This is a genomic window from Micromonospora sp. NPDC049366 (genome assembly GCF_044466625.1).
In the GTDB taxonomy this organism is placed as follows: domain Bacteria; phylum Actinomycetota; class Actinomycetes; order Mycobacteriales; family Micromonosporaceae; genus Micromonospora.
Genome location: NZ_JBITMV010000014.1, coordinates 102,022 through 121,688 on the forward strand (window position 1 = coordinate 102,022; position 19,667 = coordinate 121,688).

Consider the following 19,667-nt stretch of genomic DNA (forward strand, 5'->3'; position numbering starts at 1 on the left):
CACAGGCTGACAGGAATCTCACATTCGCCCGATAGGTTTCCCGGCGTGCCATCAACCCCTCGCCGCACCCTGGCCGCGTTGCCGCTGCTGGCCCTCCTGGCGCTCACCGCGTGCGCGGCCACCCACAGCGCCCGGGTCACCGCCCACGCCGCCCAGCAGCCCAGCCCGTCCGCGCCGCCGTCGGCCTCCGCGAACGCGACGCCCTCCGGCACGCCGTCCCGCTCGGGGGCGCCCGTGCCGAAGAGCCTCGACTGGTACCTGGCCCAGGTGCCGACCTTCCCCGAGGCGCCGCCGCCGCAGCCGATGCCGCCCGGTCCGGCCGGCAGCGCGCCGTTCCGGTTCCGGGTGCCCACCGGGCAGAAGGTCGCCTTCATCACCATCGACGACGGCGGGCTCGCGCGGCCGTCCGCGGTGATCGACTTCATCCGGGAGGCACACATCCCGGTCACGCTCTTCCTGAACTCCCCCGCCGCGACCGCGCACACCGACTACTTCCGCCAGATCGAGGCGGCCGGCGGCGTGATCGAGAACCACACGATCAGCCACACGTCGCTGTCGGGCCGGTCGTACGCGTTCCAGAAGCACGAGATCTGCGGCTCGGCCGACAAGCTGGAGCAGCTGTACGGCAAGCGACCGACGCTGTTCCGCCCGCCGTTCGGCAACCGGGACGCGACCACCCTGCGGGCCGCGTACGACTGCGGCATGAAGGCGGTCTTCCACTGGAGCGAAACCGTCAACGAGGGGATCGTGCGCTACCAGACGCCGGAGAAGGTGGTGAAGCCCGGCGATGTGCTGCTCATGCACTTCCGGCCGGCGCTCATGGACGACCTCCTGGCGGCGCTGAAGGCGATCCACCGGGCCGGGCTCACACCGGCGCTGCTGGAGGATTACGTGTCGTGATCGAACGGTCGCCGAACTGACCAAAGTCAGGTGCCGGTGATGCCGTTCGGGCACGGTGGACGACCGGGCCGCGCGCCTAGCGTCAACGCATGATCACACTACGTGGGTTGACGAAACGGTTCGGCGCGACGACCGCCGTCGACGCCCTGACCGTCGACATCGCGCCCGGCCGGGTCACTGGGTTCCTCGGTCCCAACGGCGCCGGCAAATCCACCACCATGCGCATGGTCCTGGGCCTGGACCGTCCGACCGCCGGGCGGGTGCTCGTCGGCGGGCGCGCCTACCGCGACCTGCGGCACCCGCTGCACGAGGTCGGCGCGCTGCTCGACGCGAAGGCCATCCACCCCGCCCGGTCCGGACGGGCCCACCTGCTGGCCATGGCCCGCAGCAACGGCATCCCGGCCCGCCGGGTCGACGAGGTGCTCGCCACCGTCGGCCTGGACGACCGGGCCGCCGCGAAGCCGGGACGTACGCTCTCGCTCGGCATGGGCCAGCGGCTCGGCATCGCGGGCGCCCTGCTCGGCGATCCGGCGGTGCTGATGTTCGACGAGCCGGTCAACGGGCTCGACCCGGACGGGGTGCGGTGGGTGCGGCACCTGATGCGGTCGCTCGCCGACGAGGGTCGGACCGTCTTCGTCTCCAGCCACCTGATGACCGAGATGCAGCTCACCGCAGACCAGTTGGTGGTCATCGGCCGGGGTCGGTTGCTCGTCGACGCGCCCGTCGACGAGGTGATCGCGGGCAGTGCCGTCGCCGTCCGGGTCCGCAGTCCGCACCCGGACGGTCTGGTGGCTCTCGCCGAACGGCTCACCGCGACCGGGGCCGTCATCTCCTCGGCCGCGCCCGACGAGCTGACGGTCACCGGGGCCACCGTCGACCGGGTGGGCGACGTCGCGTACGAGCTGGGGGTGCGGTTGCACGAACTCAGCGCGCACGGCGCGTCGCTGGAACAGGCCTTCATGGAGCTGACCGCCGACAGCGTCGAGTACGCGGGCGCGCCGGCCGGAGGTGAGACCCGATGAGCGTCCTCTCCCCCACCCGGGCGGCCAGCCGACCCGCCACCCGCTCCGGCAGCTTCGCCGGCACCGTCGCCGCCGAGTGGACGAAGCTCTGGTCGGTGCGCAGCACCTGGTGGACGCTGCTCGCCGCGCTGCTACTGACCGCGGCCACCGCTGGTCAGCTCGCCATCTACGCGGCCAACGCCAACACCAACGACGACCCGGCCGACGACGTCGGTGTGGTCACGGTCGGCAGCATCCTGGCCGGCGCGGTGGAGCTGACCCAGTACGCGGTGCTCGCGCTCGGGCTGCTCGCGATCACCAGCGAGTTCACCAGCGGCACCATCCGTACGACGTTGCAGTGCACGCCGTCGCGGGGCCGCGTCCTGCTGGCGAAGGCCGTGGTGGCGGGGGCGGTGACCTTCGGGGTCGGGCTGGTGCTCGGCGGCGTCGGTGTGCTGGTGGCCGGGCCGGTGCTCGGCCGGTGGGGCACGACCCCGGCGGGCGGCACGGCGCGGGACGTGCTGGCCATGGCCGCCTACCTGGCGCTGGTCGGGGTGCTGGCGCTGGGCCTCGGCGCCGCCCTGCGTAGCGCGGTGCTGACCCTCACCGTGCTGGTGGCCACCCTGATGGTCGTGCCGCTGTCGCTCCAGGAGCCGGACATCACGGTGCTGACCCGGATCGCGGACGGCTTTCCCGGGGTGGCCGGCGGGCACTTCCTGGCGGGGGACACCGACCCCTACCCGCCGGTCGTGGGGCTGCTGCTGCTCGCCGGCTGGGCGGTCGCCGCGCTCGCGCTGGGTCGGGCGGCCCTGCGCCGCCGCGACGCCTGACGCGGGATCAGCGCTCGACCAGCCCCGCCTCGTACGCGAGGATCGCCGCCTGCACCCGGTTGCGCACCTCCAGACGGGTGAAGATGCTGGTCAGGTAGGTCTTCACGGTCCCCTCGACCAGGTGCAGCCGACGCGCGATCTCCGCGTTGGACAGCCCCGCACCGACCAGCGCGAGCACCTCGCGTTCCCGGTCGGTCAGCCCGGCCGTGCGATCCCGCGCGGCCGGGCGCCGGGCCCACCGCCCCCCGCCCAACTCGATGACCCGGCGGGCCACCCGCGGCGACAGGTACGCCCCGCCGTCGGCGACCGCGTGCACCCCGGCGATCAGCTCCCGCGGGTCGCCGGACTTCAGCAGGAACCCACTCGCCCCGTTCCCGAGGGCCCGCACGACGAAGTCGTCCTCGCCGAACGTGGTGAGCATGACCGTCGCGGTGCCCGGCACGAGCCGGCGGATCTCCTCGGCCGCGCTCAGCCCGTCCCACCGCGGCATCCGGATGTCCAGCAGCACGACCCGGGGCCGGTGCGCCCGCACCGCCTCCACGGCCGCCCGGCCGTCGCCCGCCTCGGCGACCACCTCGATGCCCGGGTCGGTGGCCAGGATGGCCCGGACACCGGCCCGGATCATCGCCTCGTCGTCGGCGAGGACGACCCGGACCGGAACCTCCGCCATGGTGCCCGTGCTCACTGGTTGATCCGCTCCTTGCTCGTCAGCCGGCCCGCGACGAAGCAGAGCCGCCACGTGGGCTGGGCCAGCGGGAAGTTCCCGTCGGTGTAGTACTCGCAGCCGGCCCGGTCCACGCCGGCCGGCCGGTCGAGCTGCCGGCGGGGCAGCCCGGCCAGCTCCGCGCGGGCGGCACCCACCCGCAGCCCCTCGAACGTCTCCCGGTCGAGCACGGTGCCCGCGGTGGCCATCGGGTAGTAGACGAGGGACAGCACCAGCCCGAGCCCGGCCGGCGCGCCGAGCGCCACCAGCAGGCTGCGCCGGACTCGCCGGCGGGCGGCGCGCAGCCGCCGTTCGGCGTCGGCGGGCCGCTCCGGCACCGCCGCCGGATCCCGGACCGGCGCCGGCTGTTCCGGCTCGTCGACGGGTCGCCCCCCGTCGGGCGTCGCGGTGAGCGGCAGCCGGGCCCGCACCGCGAAACCACCGCCGTCCCGCGGACCCGCGTCGAGGGTTCCGCCGGCGAGGCGTACCCGCTCGGCGAGCGCCAGCAGCCCGCTGCCGTGCGACGGTGGGCCGGGCAGCGGCGCGGCGGTCGGCGGCGCGTTGACGACGGCCACCTCGACCCGGTCGCCGCTGCGGGCGAGGCGCACGTCGACCGGCGCGCCGGGCGCGTACCGGGCCGCGTTGGTCAGCGCCTCCCGGACCACGCGGTGCGCGGCGCGCCCGGCCAGCGTCGGCAACTCGGCCGCGCAGGGCGTCACCTGAAGCCGTACGGTCATGCCGGCCTCCCGGGCGCCCTCGACGAGGCCGTCGATGCCCTCGTCGCACGGCCGGGTGGGGTTCGGCCCGCTCGCCTCGCGGAGCAGGCCGATGATCTCGTGCAGCCGTTCGGTGGCGGCGCCGACGCTGGCCCGCAGCTCCCCCGCCGCGGCCCGGTGCGGTGGGTCCAGGTCGGTGGCGACCTCCAGAGCGGCGGCGCGCAACGCGATCAGACTCAGGTCGTGGCCGAGCGAGTCGTGCATCTCCTGGGCGATCCGGGCCCGCTCCCGCAGCCGGATCCGCTCGGCGACGCCGCGCTCCTCCCGGACCAGCGCGGCGGCGTGCCGCCGCCCGGCCTCCGCCAGCTCCTGCTGCTGCCGTCGGTGCCGGCCGACGAGCCACGGGAACACCCCGGCGAACAGCAGCACCGAGGCGAGCAGGAACCAGGTCGCGGTGCCGATGCCCAGCAACCCCAGGTTGAGCGCGGTGCCACCGGCCGCGATGAGCGCGAACGCCACGGCGGCCGGCCCGGCGGTGGCGCTGCGCCGCCCGGTCAGGTAACTGAACACGGGGATCGCGAAGACGAAGTTGCCGTCGGCGAGGGAGCCGAGCACCACCAGCACCAGGGCGGCGAGCGGGCGGCGCCGGCTCACCGCCACCGCCACGGCGACCACCAGCAGCACGGCGGCGAGCAGCGCCAGCGAGCGCCACGAGTGGGGCGGGGTGATCCGGGGGTACGCGAGCGGCGCGGCGACCACCGCCCAGAGCAGCACGTCACGCGCGACGGCCGGCCGGTCGGCGATCGCCCGCCGGACCCGGCGCGGCACCTTCCACCTGGTCACGGCCGCCACGCTACCCACGACCGACCGGTCCGGGCACTGACGAAAGTCAGGTGTTCAGCCGATCTCCTCGGCCCACGCGCGCCAGTCGTCGAGCACCCCGTGCAGCGCCGGGGTGAGCCAGCCCGGCGCGGACCGCCGGAACACGCCGGGGTCCATCGCGCCGGCCCCGGCGGGCAGCGCGCCGAGGAGGTTCGGCAGCAGGTCACCCAGGTTGGTCCAGTGCACCAGCTCCGGCGCGGACGGCCACGCGCCGATGACCACGCCGGCGGGCACGGCACGGCGGTCCAACGCCTCCAGGGTCAACGCGGTGTGATTGAGCGTGCCCAGCCCGGCCCGGGCCACCACCACCGCCGGTGCGCCCAGCGAGACGGCCAGGTCGGCGATCGTCCAGGGCTCCCCGGACGGGCGCAGCCCCATCGGGACGAGCAGACCGCCGGCCCCCTCGACCAGCACCAGGTCGTGCTTGTCCGCCTCCTCGCGGACGGCGTCGACGGCGGTGTAGAGCTCCAAGGGCTCCAGCTCGGCCACCCGGGCCGCGGTGAGCGGGGCGAGGGGGTCGGGATAGCTGGCCAGCGTCCGGGCGGTGACCGGGGCGGCCAGCCGCTGCACGGCGTCGGCGTCGCCGGGCTCGCCGGTGGCCGTGCCGGTCTGGCCGGGTTTGATCACGGCGACCCGCAGCCCGGCGGTGTGCGCGGCGGCGGTGATCGCCGCGGTCACCACCGTCTTGCCCACCTCGGTGTCGGTGCCGGTGACCAGCACGATCCCGTGCCACGGCGCGCTCATGGTGCGACCTCCACGATGACCTCCAGCGCCCGCTCGAAGTCCGTCCGGGGCACGCCCGCGTTGATCGTCAGCCGCAGCCGGGAGCGGGTGTCCGGGGTGGACGGCGGGCGGAAGCAACCGACCGCCACTCCCCGGTCGCGGCAGTCCGCGGCCCACGCGGTCGCCGCCTCCGGGCCGGGGGCGGTCACCGAGATCACGCCCGCGTCCGGGGCGGAGACGGTCAGGCCGGCGGCGGCCAGCCGCGCCACCGCGAGGGCGGCCCGCTCGGCCAGCTCGGCACGCAGATGCTCGCCCGCGCGGGCCAGGCCGACGGCGGTGTGCACCCCGGCGGCGACCGCGGGCGGCAGCGCGGTGTCGAAGATGAACGTCCGGCCGGTCTCCACCAGGTGCCGGACGAACTCGGCCGGGCCGGCGACCAGCCCACCGGCGCCGCCCAGCGCCTTGGAGAGGGTGGCGGTCACCACCACGTCCGGCTCGCCGGCCAGCCCGGCGGCGGCGACGCCGCCGGCACCGGCCGGTCCGGTCACGCCGAGCGCGTGCGCGTCGTCGACCAGGAGCAGCGCGCCGTGCCGGCGGGCGACCGCGTGCAGACGGGCGAGCGGGGCGAGGTCCCCGTCGACGGAGAAGACCGACTCGGTGACGACGACCGCGGGCCGGCCGGGGGCCGCCGCGAGGGCGTCGGCGACGGCGGTCACGTCGGCGTGCGGGGTGACGACCGTCTCCGCGCCGGAGATCCGGCAGCCGTCGATCAGCGAGGCGTGGTTGTGCGCGTCGGAGACGAGCAGCGTACGGGGCTGGACGAGGGCGCGCAGCGCGCCGAGGTTGGCCAGGTAGCCGGAGGAGAACACCAGCGCGCGGTCGGTGCCGATCCAGTCGGCGAGCGCGTCCTCCAGCGCGTGGTGGGCGTCGGTGGAGCCGCGCACCAGCCGCGACCCGGTGGCACCCAGCCCGTACGCCGACAGGGCCCGCGCGGCCGCGGCGGTGACCTCCGGGTGGGTGGCCAGGCCCAGGTAGTCGTTGCCGGCCAGGTCGGTGACCGTCTCGTCGGCGGCGCGCGGGTGCAACCGCCGGGTCAGCCCCGCCTTGGCCCGCAGGTCGGCGCGGCGGTCGAGCGCCGCCAGCCAGTCCGCCACCGTCACCCCTTACGCCGATCCGTCCGCCGGGCGAAGGTACCACTCGCCCGGAACGCCCCGGTGCATCCACTCGGCCGGACTCGGCCTCCCCCGCTCCGCCGGTGGCCGAGGTCATTTCTCGCGGTCAGGGGGCCTTGTAGGGTACGAGCCATGCCAGAGATCCTCGACCAGGCCCGCACCCAGGTCCTGGGTGACGGCGTCGGCCTCGACCAGGCCGGCGTCCTCGCCGTGCTCAACCTGCCCGACGAGCACCTGCCCGCCGCCCTTCAGCTCGCCCACGAGGTGCGGATGCGCTGGTGCGGCCCGGAGGTCGAGGTCGAGGGCATCGTCTCGCTGAAGACCGGCGGCTGCCCGGAGGACTGCCACTTCTGCTCGCAGTCCGGCCTGTTCACCTCGCCGGTGCGCTCCGTCTGGCTGGACATCCCCTCCCTGGTGGAGGCGGCCAAGCAGACCGCGGCGACCGGGGCGACCGAGTTCTGCATCGTGGCGGCCGTCCGTGGTCCGGACGCCCGGCTGATGAAGCAGATGCGGGAGGGCGTCGCCGCCATCAAGGCGGAGGTCGACATCCAGGTCGCCGCCTCGCTCGGCATGCTCACCCAGGAGCAGGTCGACGAGCTGGTCGACATGGGTGTGCACCGCTACAACCACAACCTGGAGACCTGCCGCTCCCACTTCCCCAACGTGGTCACCACCCACAGCTGGGAGGAGCGCTGGGAGACGCTGCGGATGGTCCGCGACTCCGGCATGGAGGTCTGCTGCGGCGGCATCCTGGGCCTCGGCGAGACCGTCGAGCAGCGCGCCGAGTTCGCCGCGCAGCTCGCCGAGCTGGACCCGCACGAGGTGCCGCTCAACTTCCTCAACCCGCGTCCGGGCACCCCGCTGGGGGACCAGCCGGTGGTGGAGGGCAAGGACGCGCTGCGGGCGATCGCCGCGTTCCGGCTGGCCATGCCGCGCACCATCCTGCGCTACGCGGGTGGCCGCGAGATCACCCTCGGTGACCTGGGCACCCGCGAGGGTCTGCTGGGCGGCGTCAACGCGGTGATCGTCGGCAACTATCTGACCACCCTGGGTCGGCCGGCCACCGAGGACCTGGCCCTGCTGGAGGACCTGAAGATGCCGGTCAAGGCGCTGTCCGCGACGTTGTGAGGGGCTGACGGTGAGCGACACCGCGAGGTTGGCGGTGCCGAACGGCACCGCACCGGCGCCGGCCTGGTGTGACCGCTGCGGCGAGGCGCTGGCGGCCGGCGGGCACGACGCGTGCGCCCGGGCCCGGCTGTTGGAGCCGCCACGGTTCTGCGCGCACTGCCGTCGTCGGATGAAGGTGCAGGTGCTCCCCGTCGGCTGGGCGGCGGCCTGCGTGGCGCACGGCGAGATCCGGGGCTGAGCACGGTGTCGGGGCTGCGGGGGCGGGCGGTGACCCTGCGGCCCGCCACCGTGGCCGACGTCGCGACCCTCGCAGCCATCCGCTCCACCCCGGCGGTCCGTCGCTGGTGGCGGGGCGGCGACGACCTCGCCGCCGCGGTGAGCGCCGACCTCGCCGACGAGGACCTGACGGTGTACGCCGTCGAGCACGAGGGCCGCGTCGTCGGCGCGGTCCAGTGGTACGCCGAGGAGGACCCGGACTACCGGCACGCCAGCCTGGACATCTTCCTCGACCCGGAGGTGCACGGCCGGGGCCTCGGCCAGGACGCGATCCGCACGCTGGTCCGGCACCTGGTGCAGGCGTACGGGCACCACCGGTTCACGATCGACCCGGCGGCGGCGAACACGCCGGCCATCCGCAGCTACGCGAAGGTGGGCTTCCGGCCGGTCGGGGTGCTGCGCCGCTACGAGCGTGGCGCGGACGGGCAGTGGCACGACGGCCTGCTCATGGACCTGCTCGCCGACGAACTGGTGGACTGAGCCGGAGCCGGTCCGCTCGTCCGGGCGCCGCACCTCGCCCGCGCGCCCGGAAATGCGCGCGGGAATTGGTGCGGGCGCAGCGTCTCAACGGGCGTGCGCGTTACACCGACACGCCATTTCCGCGCGAGAAATACGTTGCCGAGCAACGACGTACGCCCAGCTCAGGCCAATCGACCGGTGTCGCGTAATGGTTTCACGCATGCGATCATGTGCCGTCCCCTCTCCTTTTTCCGTGGAGGAAAATTCCATGCCACAGCGTCGGCACGTGGTGGGCGCGGTTCTGACCGCCGCCGCCACGGCCTGCCTCGCCGTCGCCGCCCCCGCCTGGGCCAGCGCGGCGCCCCTCGCGCAGGCGCCCGGCGGTCACAACCCGCCTGGCGAGAACGGCACGGTGAAGATCGATGGCGCTCCGTTCAGCGACCGGGTCGACAACGAGCCGCACGTGACCTGCGACTTCGAGCTGGAGTTCTTCAACTTCGACACCAACCAGGCGGCCGACATCACCCTGACCACCAAGCCACCGTCCGGTAAGGACGTCGTGGTCTGGTCGGTGCGCAACCGGATCATCAGCACCGACCCGGCCGGCGGCGCGGAGAACGACCACGACGAGACGATCCGGCTCTCCGCCGCCGACCTGGCGCTCGGCGGGCTGACCCCGCACCCGAAGCAGGGCTACCACCTGAAGCTCGACGTGGACCTGGTGGACGGGAAGTCGTCCGACGCCAAGCACAAGGTGTTCTGGCTCCAGCCGTGCGCGGCCACCAGCACCCCGACGCCGGGCACGCCCGGGTCGCCCGACTCGCCGGATTCGCCGCCGTCGACCACCCCGGGTGGCGGTAACGGAGGCGGCGGCAACGGCGGCGGGGAGGGTGGCGGCAGCCTGCCGATCACCGGCGTCGCCGGCACCGGCATCGCGCTCACCGGGCTCGCCCTGATCGGCGGCGGCGTGGCGCTGACCGTGCTGCGCCGGCGACGCGACCGGATCACCTTCACCAGCTGAGCGACGTGAACGCCGCACCGGCCGCCGGGCCCCGTCCGGCGGCCGGTGGCGTTCCGGGGATACCTCACATCATCGATGTTCGTCGATAGGATGAGGAAGGGTGCCCAGCTCAGGCCCGCTCCACATCGAAGGTGTCCACCGCCGCGACGGGACGGGCCGTCCTGGGATACGAGCGTACGGTTGCTGGCCGGCCTCGCGGCGCGCGACAGTACGACCCCAGCGGTGCCATCGACGCCGCCGCTCCCCCGGTCAATCCTGAGGAGGACGCGATGGCCCTACGACTCGCCGACGGCACCGCCTGGTCCGACACCCTCGCCCGCGCGGTCGCCGCCACCCCGGAGGCGTTCGGTGCCCCGGTCGACGGAGTCACCACGCTGCACAACCTGGTCGAGGGCGAGTGGCGGGCGGTCGGCGCACCGACGCCGACCCGCACCCCGGTGGACAACACCGTCCTGATCAACCTCGCCCGGCTCGACGCGGACACCGCCCGCGCGGCCGTCGCGTACGCCGCCGGGGCCCACCGCGACTGGGCCGACACCCCGCTGGCCGAGCGCCAGGCCCGCGTGTCCGCGGCGGTGGACGCGCTCACCGCGCACCGCGACCTGCTCGCGCTGCTGCTCGTCTGGGAGATCGGCAAGCCGTGGCGGCTGGCCTGCGCCGACGTGGACCGCGCGCTGGACGGCGTCCGGTGGTACGTCGGCGAGATCGACCGGATGCTCGACGGCGGGCGGGAACCGCTGCCCGGGCCGGTCAGCAACATCGCCTCCTGGAACTACCCGATGAGCGTCCTCGTGCACGCCGAGCTGGTGCAGCTGCTCGCCGGCAACGCCGTCATCGCCAAGACCCCGTCGCAGGGCGGCGCCGTCTGCCTCACCGTCGCGCACGCGCTGATGCGCCGGGCCGGGCTGCCCGCGACCCTGGTCTCCGGCGGCGGCGAGGAGCTGTCCGAGGTGCTGGTGCGGGCCCCCGAGATCGGCGCGGTCGCGTTCGTCGGCGGGCGGTCCAACGGCGGCAAGGTCGCCGCCGCGCTGCTCGACTCCGACAAGCGCCACTTCATCGAGCAGGAGGGGCTGAACGCCTGGGGGATCTGGAACTTCTCCCAGTGGGACCTGCTCGCCGCCCACCTGAAGAAGGGCTTCGAGTACGGCAAGCAGCGCTGCACCGCGTACCCCCGGTTCGTCGTGCAGCGCGACCTCGTCGACGAGTTCCTCGACATGTACCTGCCGGTCGTCCGCTCGGTCCGGTTCGGCCACCCGCTCGCGGTCGGCGACGACTGGACGGCCGGCGACCCGCTGCCCGAGCTGGACTTCGGGCCGCTGATCAGCGCCGCCAAGGCCGACGAGCTGCGCCGCAAGGTGGACGAGGCGGTCCGCGGCGGCGCGGTCCCGCTGCACCGGGGCAAGCTGACCGGGGCGCCGTTCCTCGACGGGCAGGACACCTCGGCGTACGTGGCGCCGTCGGTGCTGCTCGCCCCGCCCGGCCGGTCCCGGCTCATGCACGCCGAACCGTTCGGCCCGGTCGACACGATCGTCGTGGTGGACACCACCGACGAGCTGCTGGCCGCGATGAACGCCTCCAACGGCGCGCTGGTCGCGTCGCTCGCCTGCGACGACGAGGACGAGGCGGCGAAGCTGGCCGTGGACCTCCAGGCGTTCAAGGTGGGCATCAACAAGCCGCGTTCGCGGGGTGACCGCGACGAGCCGTTCGGCGGCCGGGGCGCCTCCTGGAAGGGCGCCTTCGTCGGCGGCGACCTGCTGGTGCAGGCGGTCACCCAGGGCGGCGACGAGCGCCTCTACGGCAACTTCCCCGACTACAACCGCTACCCCAACACCTGATCCCCTCCCGTCCCCCGCCGTCCGCGATCTTGCAGTTTCGGCCCCCGTGGCGCGGCATGTGTCCGTGTCGCGGGGGCGCCAACCGCAAGATCGCCGAACGGGGAGGGCGGGGGTCAGTGGTGAGCGGCCGCGGGGGTCGGTAGCGGGACGGTGAGGGTGAGCAGGGGGCCGTCGCGGTCCGTGGTGGTGGGGCGGTCCAGCCGGCGTACGGTCCGCAGCATCGGAGCGTTCTCGGCCTGGACGTGCAGCACCAGGGCCGCGTAGCCGGCCTGGTCGGCGTGCCGGGCCAGCCGGCGCAGCAGGGCCGACCCGAGACCGCGCCGCTGCCAGTCGTCGCGCACCAGCAACGCCACCTCTGCCTCGTCACCCTCGCCGAGCAGGTTCCCCATCGCGACCAGCGACTCGGTCGCCCCGTCCGGGCCGGTGGCGGCGGCGACGAGGGTGTGACCGCGGGCCGGTTCCAGCAGTTGCCGCAGCCGGGCCGGCGTCGGGGTGGACCCGCCCAGGTAACGGCGGTGCCGGCTGCGCGCCGAGCAGGCTTCGTGCAGGTCGAGGAGGCCGGGCAGGTCGTCGGCGACGGCGGGCCGTACGGTCAGCTCGGCGCCGTCGGGCAGCACGAGCGTGACCTGCTCGGCGGCCCGGCGCACCACGGTCGTCGCCAGCTCCAGCAGCGCCTGCGCCCGGGCGTACTCGGCGGGCGTGAAGCCGGGCGCCGCGCGGCGGAGGGTGTAGGAGCCGCCGCCCGGGTCGGCCAGTCGCATCGTGGTGTCGCTGATCCCGGCGTCCGCGACGGTGTCCGGCCGCCAGGTCACCGCGTCCGCGCCGAGGAGGGTGCCCAGCACCTCACCGGTCGCGTCCGGGTCCCGGACCAGCCGGGTGGCCAGCCCGAGCACGCGGGTCGGCTGGTCGGCCAGGCCACGCGCCTCGCTGCGCGCCACCCAGCAGTCCCGGCCCCGGCCCCGCTCGACGGCCGCCACCAGGTCGGCCTCGCCGATCGTGTCGGGCGCGTCGACGAGGAAGTCGTCGACCGCGCCCCGCTCGGTCGTGTGCACCTGCACGGTGAGGATGTTGACCCCGCGCAACGCGAGGCTCGCCGTGAGGACCGACAGGTAACCCGGCCGGTCGTCCACGGTGGCTCGGATCCGCCACAGCGTCATGATTGACTCCCTTCCCCGGTACCACCCTCGCCGCCGCCTGTTGCCGGCCGATTGCTCCGGGGTGACGGCTCGCGACCGTGGTCGGGATCACGCCGCGCGGGGAGTCAGCCGGCGGCCACCGGGGGCGCCCCGACCAGGTCGAGCCGGTCGCCGAGGATGACGGCGCTGGCCCGGACGAGCAGGGCGAGGCGGTCGACCTCGGTCGAGTGGAACGCGGCGGCGGTGAGCGGGTCGGAGTGCTCGCGTGCCACCACCAGCACGAGACCGGCGCGGCCGAAGGGCGCGATGGCGTAGTGGGTGCCCTCGGGCGTGGTCATCGACCGGGCGCGCAGCGGGGTCACCTCCGGCAGCGGCGGGGGTACGGGGGCCCGCCAGCTCGCGTGCCCCACGGTCGCCGAGCCGCCACCGCTGCGGGACGCCCAGTCGACCGGCACGACCGCGGCGACCGCCCAGTCGGCGGCGAGCAGCCCCGGCACGGCGTCGACCAGGGTCGCCAGCCCGTCGGCCGGGTTGCCGGCGACCTGGGCCAACAGCTCGGCGTCCTGGCCGGTGGTGGTGGGCGCGCCGATCGCCCGCCACACCCCGTCCACGCGTACGCCGGGAATGGCCGCGAGGCCGGCGAGCAGCCGCTCGACGCGGGCCGCGCCCGGCCACACCACGGTGAAGTCGTCGACCGCCCGCCCGCCGAGCCGCTCCAGGACCACGACCTGGACGATGTCCGCACCGGACACGCCCAGCGTGCGGGCCACCTGACCGAGGGTTCCGGGACGGTCCGGCAGGGTGACCCGAACTCGCAGCAACATGAGGTTGTCCCTCCGCTCGGCGGGGCCGGCGGTGGCGGCCGGCAGGCTGGTCACCAGCCTGGTCCCTGCCCATTTCGTCCCTGTTGCAGAGGCATGTCCCGGGGGCAAAATCCGACCTTGACAACATGGCCGACCTGCCATCAACTAATCGGATGACCGATCGGGCCGTCGACGCGGGCAGGCCGGACGCTCCACCGTCCGGAGCCACGCCGGCCGGCGTGGATCTCGACCGGCTCGCCGCGTACCTCGCCGCCCACCGTCCCGACCTGGCCGGCGGGCCGCTGCGGGCCCGGCTGATCGCCGGCGGCAAGTCCAACCTGACCTACCTGCTCGACCTCGGTGACCGCGAGGTGGTGCTGCGCCGGCCGCCGCTCGGGCACGTGCTGGCCACCGCGCACGACATGGGCCGCGAGTTCCGGGTCATCTCGGCGCTGGCACCGACCGGGGTGCCGGTGCCGGCGGCGCTGCTGCACTGCCCCGACCCGGAGGTCATCGGCGCCCCGTTCTACCTGATGGAACGCGTGACCGGCGAGGTGTTCCGCACCCGGGCGCAGACCGATCCGCTCGGCGACGAGCGCCGCCGGGCCCTGGCGATGGCGATGATGGACACCCTCGCCGCGCTGCACCGGATCGAGCCGGCGGCCGTCGGGCTGGCCGACTTCGGGCGGCCGGAGGGCTACCTGGAGCGGCAGGTGCGTCGCTGGGGCGGCCAGTTGGACCGGTCCCGCAGCCGACCGCTGCCCGGCATCGACGAGCTGCGCGACCGGCTGGCCGCGTCGGTGCCGGACGGCGTCAACGCGGGCCGCATCGTGCACGGCGACTACCGGCTGGACAACCTGCTCGCGTCGACCGACCCGGTGGCGGTGCGGGGGGTGCTCGACTGGGAGATGGCCACCGTCGGTGACCCGCTCGCCGACCTGGGCCTGCTGCTGACCTACTGGGACGTGCTCGGCGGTGACGAGGCCGCCACCGGCAACCCGGTCGCCGACGGGCTCGGCCCCCGGGCCGGCTTCGCGACGGGCGCCGAGCTGATCGAGCGCTACGCGGGCCGCAGCGACGTCGACGTCGGCCCGCTGCACTGGCACGTCGCGCTGGGCTGTTTCAAGCTCGCGGTGATCTGCGAGGGGATCCACTACCGGCACACGCTCGGGCAGACGCTCGGCGAAGGGTTCGACCGGATCGGCGACATGGTGGCACCGCTGGTCGCGCACGGTCTCAGCGCCGCCGGGGAGCGCTGATGGACTTCGCGTACGACAGCCGCACCGAGCAGTTGCGGGCCGAGCTGACCACCTTCCTCGACGAGCACGTCTACCCGGCGGAGCCGGTGCACGCCGAGCAGGTCGCCGTGGCCGGCGACCCGTGGGCGCGTACGCCGGTGCTGGCCGAGCTGAAGGTGGAGGCCCGCAAACGGGGGCTGTGGAACCTGTTCCTGCCCGACCGCCGCTACGGTGCCGGGTTGACCAACCTGCAGTACGCGCCGCTGGCCGAGCTGACCGGGCGCAGCCCGCACCTGGCACCCGAGGCGGTCAACTGCGCCGCACCGGACACCGGCAACATGGAGTTGCTCGCCGAGTTCGGCTCGGACCAGCAGCGGCAGCGCTGGCTGCGTCCGCTGCTGGAGGGCGAGATCCGCTCGGCGTTCTGCATGACCGAGCCGGACGTCGCGTCCTCCGACGCCACGAACATCGCCACCCGGATCACCCGCGACGGCGACCACTACGTGATCAACGGTCGCAAGTGGTGGTCGTCGGGCGCGATGGATCCCCGCTGCGAGATCTTCATCGTGATGGGCAAGACCGACCCGGACGCCGACCGGCACCGCCAGCAGAGCATGGTGCTCGTGCCCCGGGACACCCCGGGCGTCACCGTCCGGCGGGGCATGACGGTCTTCGGCTACACCGACGGCTCCCACGGCGGTCACGCCGAGATCGACTTCACCGACGTACGCGTACCGGCGGAGAACCTGGTCGGCGTCGAGGGCGGCGGCTTCGCGATCGCCCAGGCCCGGCTCGGTCCGGGCCGCATCCACCACTGCATGCGGCTGGTCGGGATGGCCGAGCGGGCCCTCGAACTGCTCTGCCGGCGGGCCTCCGAGCGCGTCGCGTTCGGCCGGCCCCTCGCCGAGCAGGGCGTCGTCCGGGAGTGGATCGCCGAGTCGCGGGTGCGCATCGAGCAGGCGCGGCTGCTGGTGCTCAAGACCGCGTGGCTGATGGACACGGTCGGCAACAAGGGCGCGCACACCGAGATCCAGGCCATCAAGATCGCCACGCCGGCGATGGCGGAGTGGGTGATCGACAAGGCCATCCAGGGGTACGGCGCGGCCGGCGTCAGCCAGGACACCCCGCTCGCGGCCCTGTGGTCGCAGGCCCGCACCCTGCGCCTCGCCGACGGCCCCGACGAGGTCCACCGCGCGTCCCTGGCCCGCCGCGAACTCCGCCGCTGGACCCCCACCCCCACCTGACCTCGTCCCACCCCACGCCGCGGCCGGGGAGCTCCCGGTCAAGGGGCGCGAACGCGTTTCCAGCCCGTCAGTCCGGCGTGATCCACTCCTGTTTCTTGATGTCGGGCTGTTCGGCACGTCCGGACACCCCCGACATCAAGGAGGCCGAGTGGATCACGCCCGGGGCCGGCGGGGTCAGGCGCTGGCGCGTTCTACCAGGCTGGTGTCGAGGAGGATGTGCGGGGCGGCCAGTTCGTCGCCGCGGATGCGGGCGACCAGCAGGCGCGCCATCTGCCGGCCCATCTCCTCCACCGGCTGGAACACGGTGGTCAGCGGCGGGTCGGCCTGCCGGGCGATCGGGGCGTCGTCGAAGCCGACCACGGCCACGTCGTCGGGCACCCGACGGCCGGCCTCGCGCAGCGTCCGCAGCGCGCCGAACGCCATCAGGTCGGACGCGACGAAGACCGCGTCCAGGTCGGGGCACACCTCGAGCAGCCGGCGCATGCAGGCCGCGCCGCTCTCCTCGCTGAAGTCGCCGTACGCGATGAGGTTCTTGTCGACCCCGCCCCCGGCGGCGGTGACCGCCTCGGTGTAGCCGGTGAGGCGGGCCAGGCCGGCGCCCATGTCCTGCGGGCCGGCGATGGTGGCGATGCGCCGCCGCCCCCGGCCGGTCAGGTACTCCACCGCGTTGCGGGCGCCGCCGACGTTGTCCACGTCGACGAACCAGCCGGGCTGGGCGCCCGGTTGCAGCATCCGGGCCGGCCGTCCGCCGAGCACCGCGGGCAGGCCGCGCTCCTCCAGCAGGGTCGGCAGCGGGTCGGAGTCGTGCAGGGACAGCAGCAGCACGCCGTCGACGTGCTGGTTGGTGAGGTGGTGCTCGACCCGCTCCCGCTCCACCGGCGACTGGGCCATCGCCAGCCAGAGCTGCATCGGCGTCTCCAGCAGCGCGGAGCTGATGCCCCGGACGATCGCCGCGAAGAACGGCTCGGTGAAGACGCGTTCGCCGGACTCGGAGACGACCAGCGCCACCGAGTCGGTCCGCTGGGTGACCAGGGCCCGGGCGGCGCGGTTCGGGACGTACCCCAGCTCGGCGATGGCCTGCTGCACGGCGGCCCGGGCCTCGGGGCTGACCTGCGGGGAGCCGTTGACCACGCGGGAGACCGTCCCGCGGCCGACGCCGGCGCGGGCGGCCACCGCGTCCAGGGTCGGGCGCCCGAGCGACCGGGTGCGCTGCGTTGTCATCGTCTGCTCCTCCGACGTCGGGCGATCCGGCGCCGCCACCGAACCGGTGGCGCCGGACCGCCCGGATAGCTGGGCCGAGCCTAGTGTGCGGCCAGACCGTTGCGTCGGATCACCTCGGCGTACCACCTGGCACTGGACTTCGGGATGCGGGTCTGGCTGTCGTAGTCGACGTAGATCATGCCGAACCGCTTGGTGTAACCCCAGGCCCATTCGAAATTATCCATCAACGACCAGGCGAAGTAGCCGGCCAGCGGCACCCCCGCGCCGATCGCCTCGTGCGCGGCACGCAGGTGGGCGTCGAAGTACGCCAGCCGGTCGACGTCGTCGACCCGTCCGTCCACGACCCGGTCGACGAAGGCCGAGCCGTTCTCGGTGACGTACAACGGCAGGTCGGTGTATTCCTCGTGCACCCGACGCAGCGTCTCGACGAGCCCCGGCGCGTCGATCTCCCAGTTCATGTCGGTGACCGGGACGCCCCGGGTGACGAACCGGACGTCCTCGCTCCCCGGCCAGCAGGACGGCGCCCGGTGCGGCTCCGGCTCCCCGCCGGCGACCGGCGCGGCCACGACGTGCCGGCTGTAGTAGTTGACGCCGACCAGGTCGAGCGGGCTGGCGATCGTGGCCAGGTCACCGTCGCGCACGTGACCGAAGTCGGTCACGTCGCGCAGGTCGGCCATCAGGTCGGCCGGGTACGCCCCGCGCAGCAGCGGGTCGAGGAAGAACCGGTTGGCCAGCCCGTCGATGCGCCGGGCCGCGTCCACGTCGGCGGGGGCGTCGCTGGCCGGGGTGACCGGGTACAGGTTGACGGTCACGCCCACCTGGGCCTGCGGGCGGGCGGCCCGCAGCGCCTGCACGGCGAGGCCGTGGCCGAGCATCAGGTGGTGCCCGGCCCGCACCGCGTCGGCGCCGTCGGAGCGGCCCGGGGCGTGGACGCCGGAGCCGTAGCCGAGGAACGCCGAGCACCACGGCTCGTTGAGGGTCGTCCAGTAGCGGACCCGGTCGCCGAGGGCGTCCGCGACCAGCGCCGTGTAGTCGGCGAACCGCGCGGCGGTGTCCCGGGCCGGCCAACCGCCGGCGTCCTCCAGGGGCTGCGGCAGGTCCCAGTGGTAGAGGGTCAGCCACGGCTCGATGCCGTGCGACAGCAGCTCGTCGACCAGCCGGCGGTAGAAGTCGAGCCCTTCCGCGTTGGCGGGGCCGCTGCCGCCGGGCTGCACCCGGGACCAGGAGACCGAGAAGCGGTACGACTTCAGCCCCAGCTCGGCCATCAGCGCGACGTCCTCGCCGAGCCGGTGGTAGTGGTCGCAGGCCACGTCGCCGGTGTGCCCGTGGAGCACCCGTCCCTCGGTGTGGCTGAAGGTGTCCCAGATCGACGGCGTACGGCCACCCTCGGCGGCCGCCCCCTCGATCTGGTACGCCGCGGTCGCCGCGCCCCAGAGGAAGCCGGGCGGGAAGATCAGCTCCGGCCCCTGGTCGAGGAGACCGACGGCGGGTGGGCTGGCGGGATTGCTCACGACTTGACGGCACCTTCCATGATCCCGCCGATGATCTGGCGGCCGAACAGGACGAACACGATCAGCAGCGGCAGGGTCGCGAGGGCCGTGCCGGCGAAGAGCGCGGTGTAGTCGGTCTGGTAGAGACCGGACGAGAGGATCTTGAGGGAGTACTGCACCGTCGGGGTGTCCGGGGTCAGCACGATGAACGGCCAGAGGAACTCGTTCCAGGTCTGCATGAAGGTCAGCAGTCCGAGGATCGCCGCGGCCGGACGCAGCGCGGGCAGCACGACGTTCCAGTAGATCCGCCAGGTCGAACAGCCGTCCAGGCGGGCCGCCTCGATGAGCTCGTCGCTGATCGCGGACATCGCGTACTGGCGCATCATGAACACGCCGAAGCCCTGGACCAGGAACGGCACGATGACCGCCTGCAGGGTGCCGGTCCACTCCAGCTCCACCATCATCAGGTAGAGCGGGATGATGCCGAGCTGGGTCGGCACCATCATGGTCAGCACGATCACCAGGAGCAGACCGTTGCGGCCGCGGAACCGGAGCTTGGCGAACGCGAAGCCGGCCAGGCTGGAGAAGAAGATCACCGAGATGGTGACGATGCTCGACACCACGGCCGAGTTGACCAGGCCGTAGAGGAACGCGGCGTCCTCGTTGGCGAGCATCCGCTCGATGTTCTCGAAGAGCATCCCGCCCGGGGTGGGCGGCATCTCGTAGACGGCGCTGTTGTCCCGCGAGGCGATGATGAACGACCAGACGATCGGGAAGATCGACAGTACGCAGCCGATGATCAGCGCGAAGTAGGTCAGCGGGCTGGCCTGCCAGAGCCGGCCGCCCGGCGTGCCGCGCCGTCGACGGCGCTTCGCCTCCGGTGCCGGCG

Annotated in this window: 19 protein-coding genes; 10 read left to right on the top strand and 9 right to left on the bottom strand. The window is 74.1% G+C overall.

Features of this window, described 5'->3' with window-relative positions:
- Window positions 1-45: 45 nt before the first annotated feature.
- The 3 genes from ACIBTV_RS20550 to ACIBTV_RS20560 all read left to right on the top strand — a co-directional run bounded on the left by ACIBTV_RS20550 (window position 46) and on the right by ACIBTV_RS20560 (window position 2,731).
- A complete protein-coding gene (locus ACIBTV_RS20550) occupies window positions 46-900 on the top strand; it encodes a polysaccharide deacetylase family protein (RefSeq protein WP_396707057.1) in 855 nt (284 codons plus the stop codon).
- Window positions 901-989: 89 nt separating this feature from the next.
- Window positions 990-1,922 (top strand): ABC transporter ATP-binding protein, encoded by a 933-nt coding sequence (locus tag ACIBTV_RS20555; protein ID WP_396707059.1) that lies wholly within the window; start codon window positions 990-992, stop codon window positions 1,920-1,922.
- Entirely contained in the window at window positions 1,919-2,731 is an 813-nt protein-coding gene (locus tag ACIBTV_RS20560) for an ABC transporter permease subunit (RefSeq protein WP_396707060.1), read from the top strand. Before ACIBTV_RS20555 ends, ACIBTV_RS20560 begins: the two co-directional genes overlap by 4 nt.
- Window positions 2,732-2,738: 7 nt before the next feature.
- Here ACIBTV_RS20560 and ACIBTV_RS20565 read toward each other — a convergent pair whose 3' ends face one another.
- Genes ACIBTV_RS20565 through ACIBTV_RS20580 form a run of 4 tightly spaced genes read right to left on the bottom strand, consistent with a single transcriptional unit; the run spans window position 2,739 to window position 6,909 of the window.
- Window positions 2,739-3,401: a response regulator gene (locus ACIBTV_RS20565; RefSeq protein ID WP_396707235.1), complete on the bottom strand. Its 663-nt coding sequence runs from the start codon at window positions 3,399-3,401 to the stop codon at window positions 2,739-2,741.
- An 11-nt stretch (window positions 3,402-3,412) separates the two neighbouring features.
- Entirely contained in the window at window positions 3,413-4,993 is a 1,581-nt protein-coding gene (locus tag ACIBTV_RS20570) for a sensor histidine kinase (RefSeq protein ID WP_396707062.1), read from the bottom strand.
- 54 nt (window positions 4,994-5,047) lie between these two features.
- Complete coding sequence (gene bioD / locus ACIBTV_RS20575) at window positions 5,048-5,776, bottom strand: dethiobiotin synthase (protein WP_396707064.1); 729 nt, start codon at window positions 5,774-5,776, stop codon at window positions 5,048-5,050.
- The gene (locus tag ACIBTV_RS20580) at window positions 5,773-6,909 is read right to left on the bottom strand and encodes an 8-amino-7-oxononanoate synthase (protein WP_396707065.1); all 1,137 of its coding nucleotides are present in this window, start codon (window positions 6,907-6,909) and stop codon (window positions 5,773-5,775) included. Before ACIBTV_RS20580 ends, bioD begins: the two co-directional genes overlap by 4 nt.
- Window positions 6,910-7,059: 150 nt before the next feature.
- Between ACIBTV_RS20580 and bioB the strand changes: the two genes are divergently transcribed.
- The 5 genes from bioB (at window position 7,060) to ACIBTV_RS20605 (ending at window position 11,646) form a co-directional block, all read left to right on the top strand.
- On the top strand, window positions 7,060-8,055 hold the full coding sequence (gene bioB / locus ACIBTV_RS20585) for a biotin synthase BioB (protein ID WP_396707067.1): 996 nt from the start codon (window positions 7,060-7,062) through the stop codon (window positions 8,053-8,055).
- A 10-nt stretch (window positions 8,056-8,065) separates the two neighbouring features.
- Window positions 8,066-8,293 carry a hypothetical protein gene (locus tag ACIBTV_RS20590; protein ID WP_396707069.1) on the top strand — a complete coding sequence of 76 codons (228 nt, stop codon included), beginning with the start codon at window positions 8,066-8,068 and terminating at the stop codon, window positions 8,291-8,293.
- Between the two features lie 14 nt (window positions 8,294-8,307).
- Complete coding sequence (locus tag ACIBTV_RS20595) at window positions 8,308-8,811, top strand: GNAT family N-acetyltransferase (RefSeq protein WP_396707237.1); 504 nt, start codon at window positions 8,308-8,310, stop codon at window positions 8,809-8,811.
- A gap of 247 nt (window positions 8,812-9,058) precedes the next feature.
- Window positions 9,059-9,811, top strand: coding sequence for a hypothetical protein (locus ACIBTV_RS20600; RefSeq protein WP_396707071.1), 753 nt, complete (start codon window positions 9,059-9,061; stop codon window positions 9,809-9,811).
- A gap of 269 nt (window positions 9,812-10,080) precedes the next feature.
- Window positions 10,081-11,646, top strand: coding sequence for an aldehyde dehydrogenase family protein (locus ACIBTV_RS20605; RefSeq protein WP_396707073.1), 1,566 nt, complete (start codon window positions 10,081-10,083; stop codon window positions 11,644-11,646).
- A 113-nt stretch (window positions 11,647-11,759) separates the two neighbouring features.
- Here ACIBTV_RS20605 and ACIBTV_RS20610 read toward each other — a convergent pair whose 3' ends face one another.
- Together ACIBTV_RS20610 and ACIBTV_RS20615 are read right to left on the bottom strand one after the other, a co-directional pair.
- Complete coding sequence (locus ACIBTV_RS20610) at window positions 11,760-12,803, bottom strand: GNAT family N-acetyltransferase (RefSeq protein WP_396707075.1); 1,044 nt, start codon at window positions 12,801-12,803, stop codon at window positions 11,760-11,762.
- Window positions 12,804-12,907: 104 nt separating this feature from the next.
- A complete protein-coding gene (locus tag ACIBTV_RS20615; RefSeq protein ID WP_396707239.1) occupies window positions 12,908-13,606 on the bottom strand; it encodes an amino acid-binding protein in 699 nt (232 codons plus the stop codon).
- A 152-nt stretch (window positions 13,607-13,758) separates the two neighbouring features.
- On the opposite strand from ACIBTV_RS20615, the gene ACIBTV_RS20620 reads away from it, so the two are divergent.
- Window positions 13,759-14,844 (top strand): phosphotransferase family protein, encoded by a 1,086-nt coding sequence (locus tag ACIBTV_RS20620; RefSeq protein ID WP_396707077.1) that lies wholly within the window; start codon window positions 13,759-13,761, stop codon window positions 14,842-14,844.
- A complete protein-coding gene (locus tag ACIBTV_RS20625; RefSeq protein ID WP_396707079.1) occupies window positions 14,844-16,067 on the top strand; it encodes an acyl-CoA dehydrogenase family protein in 1,224 nt (407 codons plus the stop codon). Before ACIBTV_RS20620 ends, ACIBTV_RS20625 begins: the two co-directional genes overlap by 1 nt.
- 174 nt (window positions 16,068-16,241) lie before the next feature.
- Here ACIBTV_RS20625 and ACIBTV_RS20630 read toward each other — a convergent pair whose 3' ends face one another.
- The 3 genes from ACIBTV_RS20630 to ACIBTV_RS20640 form a co-directional block, all read right to left on the bottom strand.
- Entirely contained in the window at window positions 16,242-17,288 is a 1,047-nt protein-coding gene (locus tag ACIBTV_RS20630; RefSeq protein ID WP_396707080.1) for a LacI family DNA-binding transcriptional regulator, read from the bottom strand.
- Between the two features lie 80 nt (window positions 17,289-17,368).
- Window positions 17,369-18,799 (bottom strand): GH1 family beta-glucosidase, encoded by a 1,431-nt coding sequence (locus tag ACIBTV_RS20635; RefSeq protein WP_396707082.1) that lies wholly within the window; start codon window positions 18,797-18,799, stop codon window positions 17,369-17,371.
- Window positions 18,796-19,596 (bottom strand): carbohydrate ABC transporter permease, encoded by an 801-nt coding sequence (locus ACIBTV_RS20640; protein ID WP_350875453.1) that lies wholly within the window; start codon window positions 19,594-19,596, stop codon window positions 18,796-18,798. The genes ACIBTV_RS20635 and ACIBTV_RS20640 overlap by 4 nt, the downstream gene beginning before the upstream one ends.
- Between the last annotated feature and the right edge of the window lie 71 nt (window positions 19,597-19,667).